Annotated in this window: 17 protein-coding genes; 11 read left to right on the forward strand and 6 right to left on the reverse strand. The window is 26.7% G+C overall.

The features are described from left to right. Nucleotides 1-20 precede the first annotated feature (20 nt). From upp to ABGF45_RS07690, 5 genes are all read left to right on the forward strand, one after another. Nucleotides 21-650, forward strand: a complete 630-nt coding sequence (gene upp / locus ABGF45_RS07670) for a uracil phosphoribosyltransferase (protein WP_134711336.1) — start codon at nucleotides 21-23, stop codon at nucleotides 648-650. A gap of 684 nt (nucleotides 651-1,334) precedes the next feature. Continuing rightward, nucleotides 1,335-1,679: a MazG nucleotide pyrophosphohydrolase domain-containing protein gene (locus ABGF45_RS07675; RefSeq protein WP_134711335.1), complete on the forward strand. Its 345-nt coding sequence runs from the start codon at nucleotides 1,335-1,337 to the stop codon at nucleotides 1,677-1,679. A gap of 57 nt (nucleotides 1,680-1,736) precedes the next feature. After that, the gene (locus ABGF45_RS07680; RefSeq protein WP_134711334.1) at nucleotides 1,737-2,498 is read left to right on the forward strand and encodes an NADPH-dependent oxidoreductase; all 762 of its coding nucleotides are present in this window, start codon (nucleotides 1,737-1,739) and stop codon (nucleotides 2,496-2,498) included. A gap of 419 nt (nucleotides 2,499-2,917) precedes the next feature. Further along, nucleotides 2,918-8,197 (forward strand): S8 family serine peptidase, encoded by a 5,280-nt coding sequence (locus ABGF45_RS07685; protein ID WP_134743896.1) that lies wholly within the window; start codon nucleotides 2,918-2,920, stop codon nucleotides 8,195-8,197. A gap of 504 nt (nucleotides 8,198-8,701) precedes the next feature. Beyond that, nucleotides 8,702-9,370 (forward strand): nitroreductase family protein, encoded by a 669-nt coding sequence (locus tag ABGF45_RS07690; protein WP_134743895.1) that lies wholly within the window; start codon nucleotides 8,702-8,704, stop codon nucleotides 9,368-9,370. A 192-nt stretch (nucleotides 9,371-9,562) separates the two neighbouring features. Here the strand turns inward: ABGF45_RS07690 and ABGF45_RS07695 are convergent, their stop codons facing one another. Beyond that, nucleotides 9,563-12,424, reverse strand: coding sequence for an insulinase family protein (locus ABGF45_RS07695; protein ID WP_134743894.1), 2,862 nt, complete (start codon nucleotides 12,422-12,424; stop codon nucleotides 9,563-9,565). A 212-nt stretch (nucleotides 12,425-12,636) separates the two neighbouring features. Between ABGF45_RS07695 and ABGF45_RS07700 the strand changes: the two genes are divergently transcribed. From ABGF45_RS07700 to rpsR, 4 genes are all read left to right on the forward strand, one after another. Continuing rightward, a complete protein-coding gene (locus ABGF45_RS07700) occupies nucleotides 12,637-13,464 on the forward strand; it encodes a hydrolase (RefSeq protein WP_407933644.1) in 828 nt (275 codons plus the stop codon). Nucleotides 13,465-13,547: 83 nt separating this feature from the next. Continuing rightward, nucleotides 13,548-13,832: a 30S ribosomal protein S6 gene (gene rpsF / locus ABGF45_RS07705; RefSeq protein WP_134711331.1), complete on the forward strand. Its 285-nt coding sequence runs from the start codon at nucleotides 13,548-13,550 to the stop codon at nucleotides 13,830-13,832. 18 nt (nucleotides 13,833-13,850) lie between these two features. Beyond that, on the forward strand, nucleotides 13,851-14,342 hold the full coding sequence (locus ABGF45_RS07710; protein WP_134711330.1) for a single-stranded DNA-binding protein: 492 nt from the start codon (nucleotides 13,851-13,853) through the stop codon (nucleotides 14,340-14,342). Between the two features lie 19 nt (nucleotides 14,343-14,361). Then, entirely contained in the window at nucleotides 14,362-14,586 is a 225-nt protein-coding gene (rpsR, locus tag ABGF45_RS07715) for a 30S ribosomal protein S18 (RefSeq protein WP_134743893.1), read from the forward strand. A gap of 115 nt (nucleotides 14,587-14,701) precedes the next feature. Here the strand turns inward: rpsR and ABGF45_RS07720 are convergent, their stop codons facing one another. From ABGF45_RS07720 to ABGF45_RS07740, 5 genes are all read right to left on the reverse strand, one after another. Continuing rightward, nucleotides 14,702-15,742 carry a tyrosine-type recombinase/integrase gene (locus ABGF45_RS07720; protein WP_408112703.1) on the reverse strand — a complete coding sequence of 347 codons (1,041 nt, stop codon included), beginning with the start codon at nucleotides 15,740-15,742 and terminating at the stop codon, nucleotides 14,702-14,704. 274 nt (nucleotides 15,743-16,016) lie between these two features. Then, nucleotides 16,017-16,496 carry a hypothetical protein gene (locus ABGF45_RS07725; protein WP_408112704.1) on the reverse strand — a complete coding sequence of 160 codons (480 nt, stop codon included), beginning with the start codon at nucleotides 16,494-16,496 and terminating at the stop codon, nucleotides 16,017-16,019. Next, nucleotides 16,489-17,184, reverse strand: a complete 696-nt coding sequence (locus ABGF45_RS07730; protein WP_408112705.1) for a DUF3800 domain-containing protein — start codon at nucleotides 17,182-17,184, stop codon at nucleotides 16,489-16,491. The genes ABGF45_RS07725 and ABGF45_RS07730 overlap by 8 nt, the downstream gene beginning before the upstream one ends. 145 nt (nucleotides 17,185-17,329) lie before the next feature. Beyond that, a complete protein-coding gene (locus ABGF45_RS07735; protein ID WP_408104590.1) occupies nucleotides 17,330-17,854 on the reverse strand; it encodes an HIRAN domain-containing protein in 525 nt (174 codons plus the stop codon). Between the two features lie 10 nt (nucleotides 17,855-17,864). Then, the gene (locus tag ABGF45_RS07740; protein WP_408112706.1) at nucleotides 17,865-18,503 is read right to left on the reverse strand and encodes a LexA family protein; all 639 of its coding nucleotides are present in this window, start codon (nucleotides 18,501-18,503) and stop codon (nucleotides 17,865-17,867) included. Between the two features lie 139 nt (nucleotides 18,504-18,642). On the opposite strand from ABGF45_RS07740, the gene ABGF45_RS07745 reads away from it, so the two are divergent. Together ABGF45_RS07745 and ABGF45_RS07750 are read left to right on the forward strand one after the other, a co-directional pair. Continuing rightward, nucleotides 18,643-18,846, forward strand: a complete 204-nt coding sequence (locus tag ABGF45_RS07745) for a helix-turn-helix transcriptional regulator (RefSeq protein ID WP_408112707.1) — start codon at nucleotides 18,643-18,645, stop codon at nucleotides 18,844-18,846. Nucleotides 18,847-19,061: 215 nt separating this feature from the next. Continuing rightward, nucleotides 19,062-19,250, forward strand: a 189-nt coding sequence (locus ABGF45_RS07750; RefSeq protein WP_408112708.1) for a hypothetical protein, incomplete at its 3' end; no start/stop codon positions are given.

Consider the following 19,250-nt stretch of genomic DNA (forward strand, 5'->3'; position numbering starts at 1 on the left):
TATATTTGGAGGCAAAAAAAATGAGTAAATTAACAGTTTTAGAACACCCACTAATTAAACATAAATTAAGCATTATTAGAGATGTAAATACAGGGACAAATGAATTTAGAAAAGTTGTTACTGAAATTTCGCAACTTATGTGTTATGAAGTATGTAGAGATTTAGAATTAGAAGAATTTGAATTACAAACACCGCTAGAAAAAACAACAGGCTACAGATTATCAGGTAAAAAACTGGGATTAGTTCCTATTTTAAGAGCCGGATTAGGTATGGTAGACGGAATGTTAATGTTATTGCCAAGTGCTAAAGTTGGACACATTGGTATGTACAGAGATCATGATACATTAAAACCTGTTCCATACTATGCAAAATTACCGGCTGACGTTGAAGAAAGAGATATCTTTGTTTTAGACCCAATGTTAGCAACAGGTGGTTCAGCAAATGATGCTATCACAGAATTAAAAAATCAAGGTTGTAAATCAATTAGATTAATAAATATAGTTGCTGCTCCGGAAGGAGTTAAAGCTATTCAAGAAGCTCATCCGGATGTAGATATTTATGTTGCTTCATTAGATAGAGAATTAAACCAAGATGCATACATTCTACCGGGGCTGGGAGATGCCGGAGATAGATTGTTTGGTACTAAATAAAAAATAAGATTCCGATTCTGCCACGAGTCCTCGCTCCCTTTGGGAGCTGCGGAGGTGGCGAATCGGAACTTATTTTTTATCGATATGGTCTGAGGAGGTGCCTACGTAAACTTTTATTTTTTTATATGGATGATATAATAATCTCAATTATTAAAAATAACAAAAAGAGATAATAAAAATGTAGCTTAAAATATCCTCAAAAAATTAAATTTAAAAAAAGCGATAACAAAAAAGTGGTTAAAAATTATCTCAAAATTGCTATCTTTAAAATTGAGATAATAAAATTGAGTAAAATTTTCAAAAATTATTCATGAAATATACCCACAAATTGAAGTTTCTTAAAAAAGCGATAAAAATTTGATCGAAAAAAATACCCGCAAAATTAAAAATCTAAAATTTGCGATAATTTTTTAGTGAAAAATTATACCCACAAAAATAAAAAATTTAAAAATGAGATAAAAATAAAGAGATTTCACTTATGGCACTGCTCCTCGCTCTCTTTAGGAGCTGCGGAGGTGTCTGATCGGAACTTATTTTTTAAGAGTGGTTTTTTGTATTTCATGTTATAATAACGAATAAAAGGAATTGATGTTATTTGAAAAACTTAATGACAGTTATATTAAAAGATTAGAAGAAAAAAAATAAAGGGTAAATTAAAATTAAATTTTATGAGGTGAATACAAAATGAAAATTTTAATAGAAGAGCTTCAAGAATATTTATATGACTACTATATAAATGGTGGAAATGATCAAAGTTTATTTATGAAGCTTGTAGAGGAAATTGGTGAGGTAGCAGAGGTCTTAAATAAAAAGGCAGGTAGAAAACATGTCGAGGATGAAGACTTGAAGTCTCAATTAGGAAACGAATTAGCCGATGTAATACACTATGCAGTAGCAATTGCTGCATTAAACGATATTGATATAAATGATATTATTATTGATAAAGATAAATTTTCGTCTATAAAATATAATCATAAACACAATCTAGAACAGTTTATTTTGGGTAGAAGATTAAATAAAAACAAATAAAATAATTTGTAGATATTAATAATACATTCTGGGTATAAATGAAAAAATGGAGGTGTTATGAAAACTAATAAAACTATAGAAACTATTTTAAATCATAGATCAATTAGAAAGTGGAAGGATGAGAAATTATCTGATGACGTTTTAGAAACTTTATACAATGTTGCTAATAGAACATCTACTTCAATAGGTATGCAAACTGCTTCTATAATAAGAGTTGTTGATAAAGAAAAAAGAGCTCAAATAGCAGAAGTTTCTACTCAAAAATATGTAAATGAAGCTCCTGAATTTTGGGTGTTTGTTGCTGATAATTATAGAAATCACAGAATTTTACAAGAGGCAGATGCATCTGAAGATCATACAAATGACGTTGATAGATTATTTTCATCATTTACAGATGCTGCAATAATGGCTCAAAATGTTGCTAATGCAGCAGAATCATTGGGGCTAGGAATTGTATATTTTGGTTCAATATTAAATGATGCCAGAAGAATTGTGGAAATTTTAGAGTTACCGGAGCATACATTTCCGGTTATAGGAATGGGAATAGGGTATCCTGACCAAGAACCACAATTAAAGCCAAGAATGGATTATGAAAATAGAATTTTTACAGACACATACAAAAAATATGAAAATTATCATGAAGTATTTAAAAAATATGATGAAGAAATGGTAAAATATTATGATTTAAGAAATACTAATGGACCTGTTGATAAATTTACAGAGCAGGCAGTTGCAAAATATACGAAACAACAAATTAAAAGACAAGAATTGTTACAAGTAGCGAAAGAACAGGGATTTGACTTGGGGAACATAAAGTAAGTATTTTAATAAAATCGTCTTGTAATAAACCTATAAGATATAAATAGCGTTAAAACAACATATTAAGAGAATTAGAGAGTAAAATTTCTGATTCTTTTTTTATTTGTTAGAAATTTTTTATATATTAAATTGTTACTTTAATAACGATAAAAATCAGTATATATATTCATAAAATATAAATTATAGTGTGAAAAAATATAAAATTAATATTATGTATAAGTTTATACAAAAATAATGAATATAAACAAAATAAATGCATAAATTGAATAATATTCAAATAATGCTATATAATTTATTGAAATTCAATAAAATTATTCATTTATTTAAAAAATATACAAAAATTTAAATAAATTAAAAGTTTTTATTGATTATTCCTGAAAAATAAAGTATAATTACAATTAAAAATTTAAGGAGGATATATGAGGAGAAAAAGAATATTATCAGTAATTTTTTCTATTGTAATTTTGTTTACTGCATTACCAGTTAAATCATATGCAATGGATATGCCATTAGAATGGGTTATAAATAAAGGTAACCCTGAAGAAGAAACGGCTAGAATTGTTATTCAATTGAAAAAAGATGCAAATAAGGATCTTATAAAATCAAAAGTAAATCAGTATCTAGGTGTAAAGTTGAAAAAGGATTTTAATGTTGCATTTAATGGATTTTCTGCGGATGTACCGAAATCTTTAATACCATTGTTTAAAACTATTAAAGGTATTGAAAATATTACAGAGTCTAGGGAATATTATCCATTAATGACTTCAAGTAAACATTTAACTCAGGTATTAGAAGCTACTAAAAATTATAAAAATAAAGGCGAGGGAATGGTTGTTTCAATAATCGACTCCGGTATTGATGTTAATCATCCTGATATGCAAAAATTGACTAATCCTGAAAAAGCTAAAATTAAAGAACCGTTTGTTAGTGATAAAAATAAAGATACTAAATTCACTATGAAAGTTCCTTATGGATATAATTTTGCTGATGAATCATATTTTGTAAAGGGTACAGCATCTGATCATGGTATGCATGTTGCAGGGATTGTAGGGGCTAATGGAGATGAAAGTAAAAAAGGAATTTCAGGAGTTGCTGGAGATGTTCAACTTTTAGCAATGAAAGTTTTCAGTAATGATAAAAAGCAAAAAGGAGCGAAAGACGATGATATTATTGCTGCTATAGAAGCGTCTATAGTACATAAAGCTGATATAATTAATATGTCATTGGGAAGTGTTTCAGGATTTATGAATGATAATGATCCTGTGCAAAGAGCTGTAAATTCGGCAACGGATAAAGGAGTTCTAGTTGTAATTGCAGCAGGTAATGACACGGCTGCATTTGTTGAAAATAGAAAAACTAAAAATATTTCTAATAAATTTGAACGACAAGATATTGGTGTTGTTGCATCACCGTCAACATCAAGAAAAGCACTAAGCATAGCATCTTATGAAAATAATAGTAAATATGTATATTATGTAAACTTTAATGAAAATGGTAAAAATGTAAAAAAAGAGTATAATATAGCACAAGGAGAATTAACATCAGCTAAAAATAAAATGGTTTATGTTGAATTAGGGCAAAAAGAAGACTTTGAAAAATTAAAAGAAAAAGTAAAAGGTAAAATTGCACTTATTCAAAGAGGTAAAATTACTTTTACTGAAAAAATAAATAATGCTAGTGAAAATGGAGCTATAGGGGTTGTAATATTTAATAATGTTGATGAAGAAATGCCGGGAATGGAAATTACGGGAGCTAATAAAAATATTTTTGTTACAAGTTTTGAAAAAGCTTTGGGAGAAAAAATTCGTGATTTAGTTAATAAAAATCCAGATTTTGAAATAGAATTTGAAAAAGATCCAGTTAAAGTTGATAGTGATAAAAAAGATGATATGAGTGTATTTTCATCTATGGGTTCAACATCAAATCTTGATTTTAAGCCGGAATTAACAGCTGTTGGAGGAAATGTATATTCTACAGTAAATGATGGAAAATATAAAATGACAAGTGGGACTTCAATGGCATCGCCACATGTTGCAGGGGCAAGTGCTATTGTTTTATCTCAAATAAAAAATGATATAAAGACGGGTATAGATAATTATGCTTTATTTACAAAGTATACTTTGATAAATTCAGCAAAAATTATGACAAATAATAATTTTGAAAATAAATTACCATTCTCACCAAGAAGACAAGGAGCTGGATTAATCCAAACAGATGACGCAATAAAAAATAGAGTAATTTTGACGAATTCTGAAGATAATGAGCCTACTGGAGCTTTAAGAGATTTTGTAGGAAATAAAGAATTTACAATAAATGCTAAAAATTATGGTGATAAAACATTAACTTTTGAAGTTAAACCATCAAAAGTGCAAACTACGGTAAATATAAATAAAGAAGTTAAAGAAGTATTTAGTAGTGCGAATATAAGTGTTGATAAAGGAAATATTTCTATTAAACCTGGGGAAACTGTAAAAATTAATGTTAAATTAAATGCGAGCGAAGTTTCAAATCAATTTGTAGAAGGCTTTATAAATTTTATTTCTAAAGATGAAACTCAACCCAATATACATTTTACTTATATGGGATTTGTTGGAAATTGGAATGAAGAAGATATATTTGATAAACCGTATAATGTAGAAAATAAAAATAATACTTATTATACTGATACTCAATTATTTTCAACAGTAGGACAAGGATTATTTGGAAAATCAGAAGTTGTTACTTTAGGTATTAAACCTAAACTAGCTCTAAAAGATAGAATTCCAGATGCGAAATATGTTTCATTTTCTCCTAATAATGATAATGCAGCAGAAGTAATAATGCCTCAAATTGGTTTACTTAGACCTGTATCAAGTTTGAAATTTAGTGTATTAAATTCTAACAAAGAAACAGTTAGAGTTTTAGGCGAAGAATATAATGTAAGACGTCAAACTCTTGCGGATTACGATAAAGCAGTTAAAAAAGGTGAATTATTTAAAACTAGACCATTCTTCTCAGGATTATGGGATGGTAAAATATACAATAAGAAGACTGGAAAATTTGAATTAACATCTGATGGGCAATATTATATCAAAGTTGAAGGTAAATTATCTGATAAATACGCATATCAAACTTTAGAGTTACCTGTTAAAGTTGATACTAAAAAGCCTAAAATTAATATTAAAAAAGATTTATTAAAAGAATATAAAGTTTTAAAAGATGGTAGAGAGATTACATACAAAGTGGATGATTTAACGGGAGTATCTTCTACATATGTTAAAATTGGACGAAAAAGATATGAAGCATCATATGATGAAAAAACAAAATTATATACTGTAAAAGTTCCATTTACTAATGTAAGTAGTGAAAAGGCTGAAATATATGCTTATGATTACGCATATAATGAAAGTAAATATACAATTAATAATTTTGGTGATAATCCACTTAAAGTTGAAAGATGGGAAAGTTTTATTGATATTAAAATGAATAAAACTTTGGAAAAATCATTTTTAGCTACAACAAATTTAAATGAAACAAAAACTATTAAATTGATTTTCAAAAATAAAAAGGAAAAAATAGAAATTAAACCATTTAAGGTTGTAAATAAAAAAGTTACGTTCGGATCATTTTATTTAAATGAAAATCAACAAGGAAAATATGAAGCTTTTGTTGAAGAATATGATAAAGATAATAAATTATTAAGAACAGTCTCACTTGGAGAATTTATTTATGATTATGAGAAGCCGGAAATTAAGTTAGAAAATGTTGAAGAAATTAAGGAAAATGAAAAGAAAAAAATCAGTACAAATGATATTAAATTGAAAAAAGAAGTAGAAAAATATAATAAATATAAACAATTTAAAATTACTAAAAATCCTGATGGTACAGTAACATTTAAGGGAAAAGTTTCAGATAATGTATTTTCTCCACAGGAATTGAAATTTACTGTAAATAGAGGTGATGAAATAAAAATTAATAAAGATGGTTCATTTAATCATACATTTGCTACTCCATCAAAATCATTTGATTTTCTAAACTTAAGACAACCAGGAGCAGGTAAGATTGAAGTAAGTAAGACAATAGAAGGTCTAGATTTAGCAGTTCCAAGCAATAAAATTAAAAGTAGAAAAGGACTTGAAAGAACAGTTATAATTTCTGAATATATTAAAAATTCTAAAGAAGCAGAAATCGCAGAAAAAGAAACTGAATTAAAAGTATTAAGCAGAATTGTATTAAACAGTAAAAATTTGGAAAAAGACGCAATTCAAAAAGTTGAAAAAATAGGAGATAAGTTCTATTTTGAATTAACAGGAAATACAAATAATTCTGAATCAAAAGTGTTTGTAAATGGTAAAGAAGCTATAATTAATAGCACTGTTGGTAAAGGAAATAGATTTGCTTATAAAGTAGAAATTAAAGAGGGAATTAATCCGGTAAGTGTTAGAGTTGAAGATAGAGAAGGAAAACTTTTAGTTGATAGAAAAGTAAGAATTTTATTTGACAACACTCTTCCGGAATTAACCTTAAGTGATAATACCAAAAATACTATAAAAGTTGAATCTGAAACAAAAAATGGTAAAACTATTGAGAAAAATTATATTGAAACTTACGAAGACTTTATAGAATTAAAAGGTAAGGTTAGGGATAATGGGTTCGGATATACCCTTTTAGTAAATGGTGATCATGTTGTAAACTATAGAAATGAAGCTGCAACAGGAAATACTAAGTACGGAAATAACGAAAAGGAATTTTATAAGCAAGTTAAAGTAGAAGATGGAGATGTTGTTAGATTAACATTAACAGATTATTTAAAAAATAGTTACGAAGTTCAATATATTGTAAGAAAAGTTGATAGACCTGAAATTACTGAGAGTGTAAAAAATAATAAATCAGATGCTCAGGTTAAAATAGATGAAAAATTAAAAGAACAAGGTCAAAATCTTGAAGATATTAATAAAAAATCTATTTTGGATTCTACTAAATTAGAAAATGATATAAATAAAACTAATGTAAAAATTTCTATTAAAGATGAAAATATTAGTAAAAAAGTGGAAGATATAGTATTTGAAGGTAAAAGTTCAATATTGAATCCATTAAAAATTGTAGTTAAAAAATATGATAGTTTAGAAGATAATTTAATTGATAGATATGATATTTCTGCAAGCATAGATGGTAAGAATGTAGAAAAGCTGGATTATCCAGTTAAAATATATATTCCAGTTATTAAAAAGAACTTTAAATCTTTATCATTAAGTAAAGATGGAAAATTAGAAGAAATTAAAAACTACCAAATTATAGAAAAAGGTGGTAAAAAATATCTAGTATTAAATACTGATAAAATATCAAATTATGTTTTATCATATGATGAAGAAAAAGTAAGTTTATTTGAATTGAATGATAAATTAAATATAAATGAAAATATATCAAAAAATGTATCTTTAAATTCAGAAACAACTCAAGAAATTAAAGTAGTTAATAATACTGAAATAGTAAACTCAGATATTTCAAACAAAACATCTAAAAAATCAACAGAAAAACAAAAAGATGTTAAAAAGTCAGTTGATAAAATTTCTTCAGAAACTAAAAAAGAAGATGAGTTGAAAAATGATAAAAATATCGAAAAGAAAGATAATTTAAGCATGTTAGATATTGCGAGCATAATAGTAATTATATTAGCTGTTATATCTTTAGGAGTTTACTTAGTTTTGAGAAAAAAATAATAAATAATAAAAAATAAAGAGTTTTTACTTACGGCACTAGTCCTCGCTCCTATGGGGCTGCGAAGGTGCCTGCGTTAAACTCTTTATTTTATTGATGCGAATGGTGTATTAATCTCAATTATTAAAAATAGAAAAAAGAGATAATAAAAATTTAGCTTAAAATATTCTCAAAAAATTAAATTTAAAATAAGCGATAACAAAAATGCGGTTAAAAATTATCTCAAAATTGCTATCTCGAAAATTGAGATAATGAAATTGAGTAAAATTTTCAAAAATTATTCATCAAAAATACCCACAAATTGAAGTTTTTTAAAAATGCGATAAAAATGTGCTCTAAAAAAATCACATCAAAATTAAAATTCTAAAATTTGCGATAATTTTTTAGTGCTAGTAGTGAAAATGTTGACTTTTTATAGAGCAGGGGAGTATCATATAATCAATAAAGTGTTATAATTATTGGAATAAATTTTATAGAAATATTCAAATATAGGGAGGTATTAATAAATGACTATTAAAGAGGCAGTTTTACAAAGACATACAGTCAAAAAATTTACTGGTAAAGCTATTCCAGGCGAGATAGTTTCATTGTTAAATGATAAAATAAAGCAAATTAATCAATCTGCAAACTTGGATTTTCTTTTAGTTACCGGAAGCTCAGATGGTCTTTCAAATATTGCAAAATTTATTTTATCAAAAGGGGTAAAGAACTATTTTATTCTTGCCGGAAAAAAATCTCCTAATCTTGATGAAAAATTGGGTTACTATGGAACAGAGCTTATGTTATATTCTCAAACTCTTGGATTAAATACATGGTGGATTGGTGGGACATATAATTCTAAGAATATATCAAAGTATTATAATTCAGATGAGGTAATTGTTAAAGGAATTATTGTTGTCGGATATGGAGAAACACAGGGATTTCCGCATAGATGTAAAAAAGCAGAAAAAATAGCTACATATAATGGAATTGCTCCTCAGTGGTTTTGGGATGGTATAGAGTTTTTGCTTTATGCTCCGACAGCATATAACAAACAAAATTTTGTTGTCAAAGGTAATGAAAATAAAGTAAGGCTTTACTCTGAAAGTGAAAATTTTGGAAAAATCGAAACAGGTATAGGGAAATACCATTTTGAAATTGGTGCAGGAAAGAAAAATTTTGAATGGATTGAGTGATTTTAACTATTTTCAAAACAATACTTAGTAAAAATAATAAAAAGATATAAAAAAATAAAAAATCCACGCAGGCACCTCCGCAGGACCGATAGGTCCGAGGACTAGTGCCAAGCGTGGATTCTTTTATTTTTCAAACTCCGCAGGACCGATAGGTCTGAGGACTAGTGCCGAGCGTGGATTCTTTTATTTTTTCTATAACTCAATTACTTCATCAAATAATTCTTTATTTTCTTCTATAACTGTCTTGTTTCCAAGAACGGCTAATGAAGCTGTATCTAAGATTTCTCTTAATTTTGTTGATGTTGATTTTAATGTTTCCATGTCTGCTTTTAATGCATTTTCAATTTTTTCTTCAATGTCTTCAATTGTTTGACCTGTTATGTACATTGATAGGTCGAATGAAGATTTTGTATTTTCTGTCATTGGAGGATTGATTTTGCCAACTGCACCAATGATGTATGGAAGTAAATCTTCATCTGTTAATTGAGTTTCTTCTAGGAATTTAGGGATTTCATTGTATTTTTCTAATGTGCTTTGTAGGTTTGGATCTCTGTATGAGTATGTTGCAAAATTATTTCTTTGAGATGTTGTCATTCCTGCACCGTAAGCACCACCCTTAGCTCTGATTTCTGTATATAAAAATTCAGTTGAAACAAGGTTGTTAAGTACAACAAATTTTGAGTCAAACTCCATGTTTAATTTATTACCATATGATGCGTAGTTTACATCGGCAGAAGTCGCAAAACCTTCAGATTTTTTTGAAGGAATGAATTCAAATTTAGAAACTGTGAATGTCTTTTCTTCAAATGAATTTGCTAATTCTTCAATAGATGGTAATAGATTTGAGTTTTCAAATGTTGAAGCTATATTTACAATCAAATTATTTTTAGAAAATACTTTATTGTAAATGTTTTCAAGTTTTGAAGCTATTTCTTTTATATCTTTATCAACAATATTTTTAATGAATAATTGGAAATCAATACCATTTATATACTCATTGTATTTGAAAAATTCCAAATGATTTGAAACGGCTCTATTCATCATTTTAACGTGAGCAGTTTGGTATAGTCCCATTTCTGAACCTGCTTTAATCATTAATAAAATTTCTTTTAATCTTGCATGATTGTCAAATTTTGTATTTAATAAAACTTCTTTTAATGCAGATGTAGCTTTTTCGATATTTTCAGTAAATGATTTTGTAGACACAATTAGTTTTATCTTAATTTCATTTGTTTCTTTAACTATAAATTGATTAATGTCAGCCTTTATTCCTCCTGTAGAAAGTAAAATTTCTTTATTTAAGTCGGAATAATTATAATTTTTAGTGTCAAGCATTGTTAACATTGCCGTTAAAAGATTTGCATAAAGTATATCTTCAGGTTTTGTAATATGGTCAATATCAAAAGTTAAATCAATATAGTCAATTCCTGATGTTGGAAGATTATGCTTCAAGATTGTGTAACAATCTTTTTTAAGTTCTTCTCTGTCAATTGAAGGGATTTTTGTGTCAACATCTTCCTTTGTAAGCATTGGGATTGTCGCTTTTTCTTCTGGAGTATCTTCTCTATTTTGAAAATCAGCCATTTCTTCTCTAAACTTTTCAAGATTTTCTTTTTCTGTTTGTGTTAAATCTTTTTTCATTTTTTCTAGGAAATTTAGCATGTCTCTATCTTTTTGTTCATTTAATCCTGCTTTAGGAATATGAGTAACTATTGATTTATGATTGTTTTCTAAAATATTTTCTTTGATAAATTTTTCAAAAATTCCTTTTTCAATGTTTTCTTCGATATATTTTAAATCACCTTCAATATCTATTGCTTCGATTGGTGATTTGTCATATAGCCAAGAATCAAAAGCATTTATAAAGTAAGGGATACCCTTTGTAGAGTAATTTCCCTTTTCTCTAATATCAAATTTATAGTCGTTTATTTCAGATAAAATTAAGTCTTTATCTATTCCGTTTTTGATTATTTCATTTAATTCTTCTTCAATTATTTTAACAAATTTATCTCTATCCTTAGCATCTATATTTTTAGCAACTAGTGAAAATGATGATTCTCTATTTGTTTGAGATGTTGAAAAAATCACTTCAAGTATTCCTGATGAAAGTAATTTTTGACGCAAACTGGAGCTTTCATTGTCAATTAATGCGGAAGTAAGAATGCTTGATAAAATTCTTTCTTTTGAATTTGCTCCATCTCCCATTAATGTTGAATATGAAACAAAGGATTCATTTTCTTTAACTTCTTTAGCTGTATTTAAATAATTTACAGCATATCTTGGAGATTCAAATCTTGGTTGAAATGCAAGTTTAGAATCTACACTTCTATATTCATAATTATTTAAATATTCCTCATCAATGTAATTTAAATATTCTTCATAATTTAAATTTCCGTATAGGAAAATGTATGAATTTGAAGGATGATAAAATTCATTGTAATAATCTAAAAATTGTTCGTAAGTTAAAGTAGGAATTATATAAGGATCTCCACCTGAATTGTAAGCGTAAATTGTATCCGGCATTAATTCAGCGTAAATATTTTTGTAAACTTGAGTTTCCATGGAGGACATAGCACCTCTCATTTCATTGTAAACAACACCTTTATATGTTAATTTATCATCTTCAAGATTGTATCTCCATCCTTCTTGTCTAAATATCTTTTCATCAGTTTTAACTCTTGGGTTAAATACTGCATCTAGATATAAATCTGTTAAATTTTTGAAATCTTTATCATTTCTTGAAGCAACAGGATAAATTGTCTTATCAGGATAAGTCATAGCATTTAAAAATGTTTGTAAAGATCCTTTTACCATATCCATAAATGGCTCTTTAGTTTTATATTTTTTTGATCCATTTAATACGGAATGTTCTATTATATGGCATACACCATTACTGCTTTTTGGTGGAGTTCTAAAACCGATACCAAAAACTTTATTATCATCATTATTGGACATGACAAATACTTTAGCCAGTGTTTTATTGTGTTCAAAAACCAGAGCATTCGCTTGTTCATTTTTTAAGTATTTTTCTTCTAAAAGTTTGAAATTTTTCATAATTCCTCCTTGTATGTTGAATAATATAGTAAAAAATCTATATTATTTAATTTTAATTTATATATCCTTAACTACTATTTTAATTAATAAGAAGTATAAATACAATATTTTAACAAAAAATTAATACAAAAATTTAATAATGTTGACAGTTACATTTTTTTGAAATGTAGTATAATATTGTTGAGATAAATAATTATAGAGGGAAGTAGAGTATGAAGAAAAAAACAGAAAATAATAAAAATAATTTTAGGACTTTAGAAACTAAAGATCATGGTAACCACATAATCGCAGAATATGGTTTAAATATTTCCCCTGAACTTATAGGGGTAGAATTAGAAAAGCCTGATTCTTATAATCAATCTAGTAGAAAACTTAAAGAAATACCTAAGATTAAACACGAGTTGAGAAATAGAATGGTTATTATGCCAGAAGTAATAGAAAATGCGAGCGGTATAAATATTTTAGAGAAAAAAATCAAATCTTTATTGTTTACAACAGATATAGCCGTTATAAGAAATTCAAATGCTGATGCAGTATTTGCAGTTTATCCGTTTACACCTTCTATTTCAATAAGTCAAGCTATAATGGATACATCAATGGTTCCTGTATTTGTAGGAGTTGGAGGTGGACTTACATCAGGAAGTCGTTCAATAAATATAGCTTTGCAAGCTGAATTAATGGGAGCTTATGGTGTAGTTGTAAATGCACCTATGGATGTAGATACAATTGAAAAAATTGCAGATATCATAGATATTCCAATTATTCTTACCGTAGTTTCGGACAAAGATAATTATATAGAAAAGATAATGGCGGGAGTACAGATATTAAATGTATCAGCGGGAAGTAATACAGCCAAACTTGTAGCTAAAATTAGAGAAGAATTAGGTGAAGCTTTTCCTATAATTGCTACTGGCGGCTCTAGTGAAGAAACAATAAAAAAAACCATTGAAGCAGGAGCTAATGCGATAATTTATACTCCACCTACAACGGCGGATATTTTTGAATATATTATGAAGGAATATAGAGAAAAACTTGATTAATTTTATTTTATTTGATATACTTAATCAGTAAAAAATTCTCTACTCTGTTAGCAGCAGGGTTGAAACCATAGGGGAGGTAAATCATGAATAATTATGAAATGATAGTTATTTTGAAGCCAAATCTTGAAGAAGAACTAAAAAAAGACGTTTTACAAAGATTATATGACGTTATCGATGAACACGGAAAATTAGGTGAAATCGAAGATTGGGGAAACAGAAAGTTAGCTTACGAAATACAAAAATTATCAGAAGGAAATTATGTTTTAATTAATTTTGAAGCAGAACCTTCAATAATTAAAGAGTTGGAAAGAAGAGCTCAAATCACAGATCAAATTATTAAGTATTTAGTAGTAAACAAAGAGTCCTAATATTTTAAGGAGGATTTAATGAATAATGTAGTGTTAATGGGAAGATTAACCAGAGATCCAGAACTAAGATATACACAAGGAAGCAATATGGCTTACGTTAGATTAAATGTAGCCGTAGATAAAAACTTATCGAGAGAAAAAAAACAAGAGATGGAATCCAAAGGACAACCAACAGCTGATTTTATAAATGTAGTTGCTTGGGGAAAACTTGGAGAAAATATTGCTAAATTCACAAGCAGAGGATTAAGAGTTTTAGTCACAGGTCGTATTCAAACAGGTTCATATGAAAAAGATGGGCAAAAAGTTTATACAACAGATGTTTTAGCATCTAATGTAGAATTTTTAGATTGGAAAGGTGGTAATAATTCAGCATCTGCACAACAACCGGTGCAAAATCAATCTAATAATCAACAACCTAGCCAACCTGACTCTTATACACCACCAATTGATGATAATTTCGAGTATTCAGCAGATTTTGATCCAACTGAAGATAAGAGGATTCCTTTTTAATAAGTTAAAGGAGAACTAAATGGCAAGAAAATTTAGACAAAGAAAAAAAGTTTGTGCTTTTGATAAAGACAAATTAGATAATATTGATTATAAAGATGTTGCTACATTAAAACAATTTATCAGTGAAAGAGGTAAAATTTTACCAAGAAGAGTTACTGGTACATGTGCACATCATCAAAGATTAATTGCAAAACAAATTAAGAGAGCAAGACAAATCGCTCTATTACCATACCAAGTAAATTAATTATTTACCCCCTTGAAATAGCTATTTTTCAAGGGGGTTTCTTTATACATATGCTTCATAATTTGCTATAATTTACTTCAATAACATACAAATAACATACAAATAACATACAAAATTAAATAGTAATTAACTCTAAATTTTGTCTCAAATATTCTGTATCAAGTTTTATGTAAACTTCTTCTGTAACATCTTTCATTGCATGACCTAAAATTTTTCTAATGCTAATTGGGGTTGCGTTGAATCGATTTAGTAAACTAGCAGTAGTTTTTCTAGTATCATGAATAGTATGATCTTCTAACTTAAGAACTTTTTTTATATTTTCAAATTGATGAGCTCTAAAATTAGTTGATGTCATTCTTGAGCCAGATAGATTATTAATTAAATAAGGTTTATTTTTATCATATCTATTTTTAACTAATTCAATAATTTTACTATGAATAGGAACAATCCTATTAATTGAATTTCTTGTTTTATTTCCACCTTTAAATGTCAAATTTATTAAATTTACATTTTTATTTTCCATTTTTAATAATTCATTAATTCTAAATCCTGAATAAATTAATATAAGAATAATATCAACACCTTCAACTATATTTACATTTTCCCATAGGCGTTGTATTTCATCATCCGTAAATATTATTTGCTCTCTTTCTTCTTTTTTATAATAATCTATAACTTTTACTAAATTAGCAGGATTTTTAGACACAGGCATTTTAGCATCATCAGCATATTTATATAAACCATTAAATAATCCTATTATTTTATTTAGTGATGATTTACTTAAATGTTTATTGCTATCTATTATATTTTGAAGTTCGGCAGTAGATATATCTAAAAATTTTTTGTTATATATATCCTTAAAATATTGATAAGAAGCATTGTATCCATCTAATGTTGCTTTTGATACAGTTTTTTGTTTAACTGTAAAAAATAAAGCATATAAATCTTTGAAACTTAATTCAGCTTCTCCTAAATTATAAGGATTTAAATTATATTTCGATAATGCATTTATGGCATCTGTTTTCGTTTTGAAGTAACCTATATATTTTCTTTTTTGAATGGTTCCAACATATCCTGTTGTTACAACAGCAGCATATTTTTTTCTTCTTTTTCCAGGAAGTTTATAAACACTTCCAAATCCTTTTTCGTTTTTCATAAAAAATACTCCTTTCTTGTATTTTGTGTACAAAGAAACGAGTATATGCTATAATATTCTTGTCAAAGAAGTGTATAGCAATATACTCTATTTACACATCCCTTACCAGGTGAGAGTGGTAGGGGTGTTTTTTTCTTGTAGTTTACATTTTATTTAATACCATATGTAGTACTTTAAATAATTTGATATTGTGTTATAATATATTTAGCTCATATACCATGTTGTATAAGGAGTTTCTGATTTCGGATACCGCCTAGGTTTCCGATTTTTGCTTTTAAATAGATGAAATATATGTATTGTAGTCTTTAATTTTTTTTATTAAGGTATGCTCTTCCGAAATATAAAATGAAGTAATTAATAATATATAATTATCTCTTTCTTCAAGAACTATTATATATCTATCTAATTCATTCAATAAATGAATTCTATTATTTTTTTCATAGTATTTTATGCATTCAACAGGGCATTCAGTATGACTATTATTTATAGTTTCTGGAATCCAATGTAATCTTTCAGATCTTCTAGTATCTAAAAGTCTTTCGCCTTTAACTTGACTACAAGTTAAGTGATAAAAAGCTTCTTCTTTATTATTAAACATAGGATGTCTTCTTGTAAAAATAGGCTTACCTTTATAATGCATCTTATTTTTTATTTTATTTCTAAATATATTATATAAATAAGTTTCATATTGAAAATAGTTCCCATTATAGTCATTTAAAGTTACTATTTGTGTTAGATTTTTACAATTATACATTTTTACCACCATTAAAAACAATAATATTAAATTTATGATTACTCATTAATGAAGTATATTTTAGATTTTGCTTTGATCTAGTTTCAATATGTTTTGCAAGTTTCAATTTTGAACAACTTTTGTCTAAATTTCTATGTAAATATCCTAATGCTCCAATAAATAAATCAGAGAATTGCATTATTTGACTTTCGTGAGATCTAATCTGTTGTATTTTATTAATTTTAGTTTTATCTTTAGCTTTTTTGTTCAAAATTTGTTTTAATTTTTCTGTTTTTGAATATCCGTTTGTGTCTTTGATATCAATGTAAATATTAAGTTTATCACTTATTGATAATAACTTAATAATAGATAGATAATACATTTTATAATAAAATTCATCATGCGATTGTTTAAATTTTTTATGATCTAATTTAGATTTATCGGGAATAATTACAGCTCTAAAATATAACATTTCATTATCAAAAAAATAGTCAACTAAATCTTTATAATATTCAAATTTAGATTTAGAAACTTTTGTCCATTTTATTTCTCTATGAAATGGAATTTTATGTTTTTGTTTTATTTTTCTAATATCTTCAGAAACTAATTTTACATTATAATCATATAAGTATATTCCTCCTATTATCATTATGTTGATTCCATCATTTTCTAAATGACAACTTTCATCAAAATATGCATTAATTGACATTTTCCCCTCCTAATTTTTGTTTTTTAATTGCGTTATTTTTTATTTTATTTATTATCCACTATATAATCTAATACTTTTTAATTAACTCCTAACAAATTTGCATATTGTTCTTTAGTATATTCAAAAAGAGGATCTATTTCTTTTTCTAACAACTTAAATGTATTGTAATATTATAATCATTTAAAATTTTTATTAAATCACCATCTTTGTCAATTTTTTTGAAATCACCACCATTTATATCAGCTGAAATATTTTTAATATTTTTTAGAATTGAACCAACTTGAATATTATCATTTGAAGAAATATACCCAACCTTAAATCCATCAAGTATTACAGCTATTGCATTAGAATCATATTCATTATTGGGTTCTCTAATAAGCTCAACATTAGAATAGTTACGTATGGATTTATATTTAAATAAAGTTCTAGAATTTGGAGAAATTTTATCCCATAAATTTTCGCTATTTTTTTTCATAAATTCTTCAATTTCTTTTTTTCTAAAATATGTCCCAGCAACTATTAAATTTAAGTTATTATATTTAGGAATATTTTTATTTTTATTAGAAAAATATTTTACAGGTTCTATTATCCAACCAATTGTTATTATGTATAATAAAAATATCCACCAGCCAACTAATATCCACCATAAAAAACTTTTATTTTTAAACATATCATTTCTCCTATTTCTTGTAAGGATGATAAACACCCACCATTTCACCTAATATCATTGTATCTTCTTTTCCATCTAATAGAATAGGCTTATATAGGTTGCTATTAGAATTGCAAGGTTGAAGAATTATAACATCATTTGTTTTAATTACTTTTTTTAGTGTTGCTTCATTGTCGATTAATACAGCAGCTATTTTCCCATTCTCAACATCAGGAGTTTTTTTAAGAAAAACTGTATCTCCATCATATATTTCAGCGTCAATCATTGAATCCCCTTTACATTTTAGGGCGAAGTCTGCACGAATAGATGAATCAGCGATAAAATAACCTTCAAAATTCTCATCAGCAAAAATTGGAATTCCGCATGCTATAGTACCAACTATAGGGATTTGTCTTGCCCTATTGAATAATGTAATACCTTTTATTTTTTCTAATTCAATTTTTTCTTCTAAAATATCAGATTTATTCACGTTAAATATTTCGGATATTTTTTCTATAACACCCATTCTAGGAGTGGATTTTTTTAGTAACCATTTACCAACAGTACTTTCAGATACTCCTAGTTTTTTAGAAAGTTCTTTATTATTAATTTTTTTTGAATCCATTAATTCCTTAAGATTATTACTTATTGTTGAATTTATATCTTTCATAACTCCTCCTTAAGCAAATTATAGAATATAATTATAGAAAAGTAAAACAAAATATTAAAAAAATAGAATTAAATTATAAAAAAAGCTTGACAATAGAATTTAATTCTATTATTATGTAATTAGTTAGGAGGGAATTAAAATGGAAAATTTAAAAATTACACTAAAAGCAGCTAGAGTTAACGCAAATCTTACAATAAGACAATCAGCAAAAAAAATTGGAGTTAGTGCATCAACACTAATAAAATGGGAAAAAAATCCAGAAAGTGTTGCACCTGAAAAACAAAGAAGAATTTCAGATGCATATGATATGCCAATTGATAATATTATTTTTTTAAATAAATAATAGAATTTAATTCTATTAAGAAAAATTTGTAACAATTAAAGAAAGAGGAAAGAGATGGAGAAAATATTTTTAACACTAGTACTATGTACTATTACAAATTTAATATCATATTTTGCATTTTGTAAAAAATTAAAAAAAATAAGTACACATAAAAGTGTACCTACTTATTTGAATGACGAAACAATTTATTAATTTCACAAAAGAAAGGTAAAGAAATGAAAGCATACAAAGTACAAATCGTTAAACACAGGGTTATTGAAAGAACAATAAAGGCAGAAAACCCAGAGGAAGCTGAAAAATTGGCTAAACTAAGATACAGACATTTTGCAGATAGTTTAGGAGCTGTACAGCTTACAGTAGATGTGATAGATGAGAGGGATTTATATCCTGTGGAAATTGCAAAA

It is taken from the genome of Helcococcus sp. KG196 (genome assembly GCF_046035495.1).
Classification (GTDB): domain Bacteria; phylum Bacillota; class Clostridia; order Tissierellales; family Peptoniphilaceae; genus Helcococcus; species Helcococcus ovis.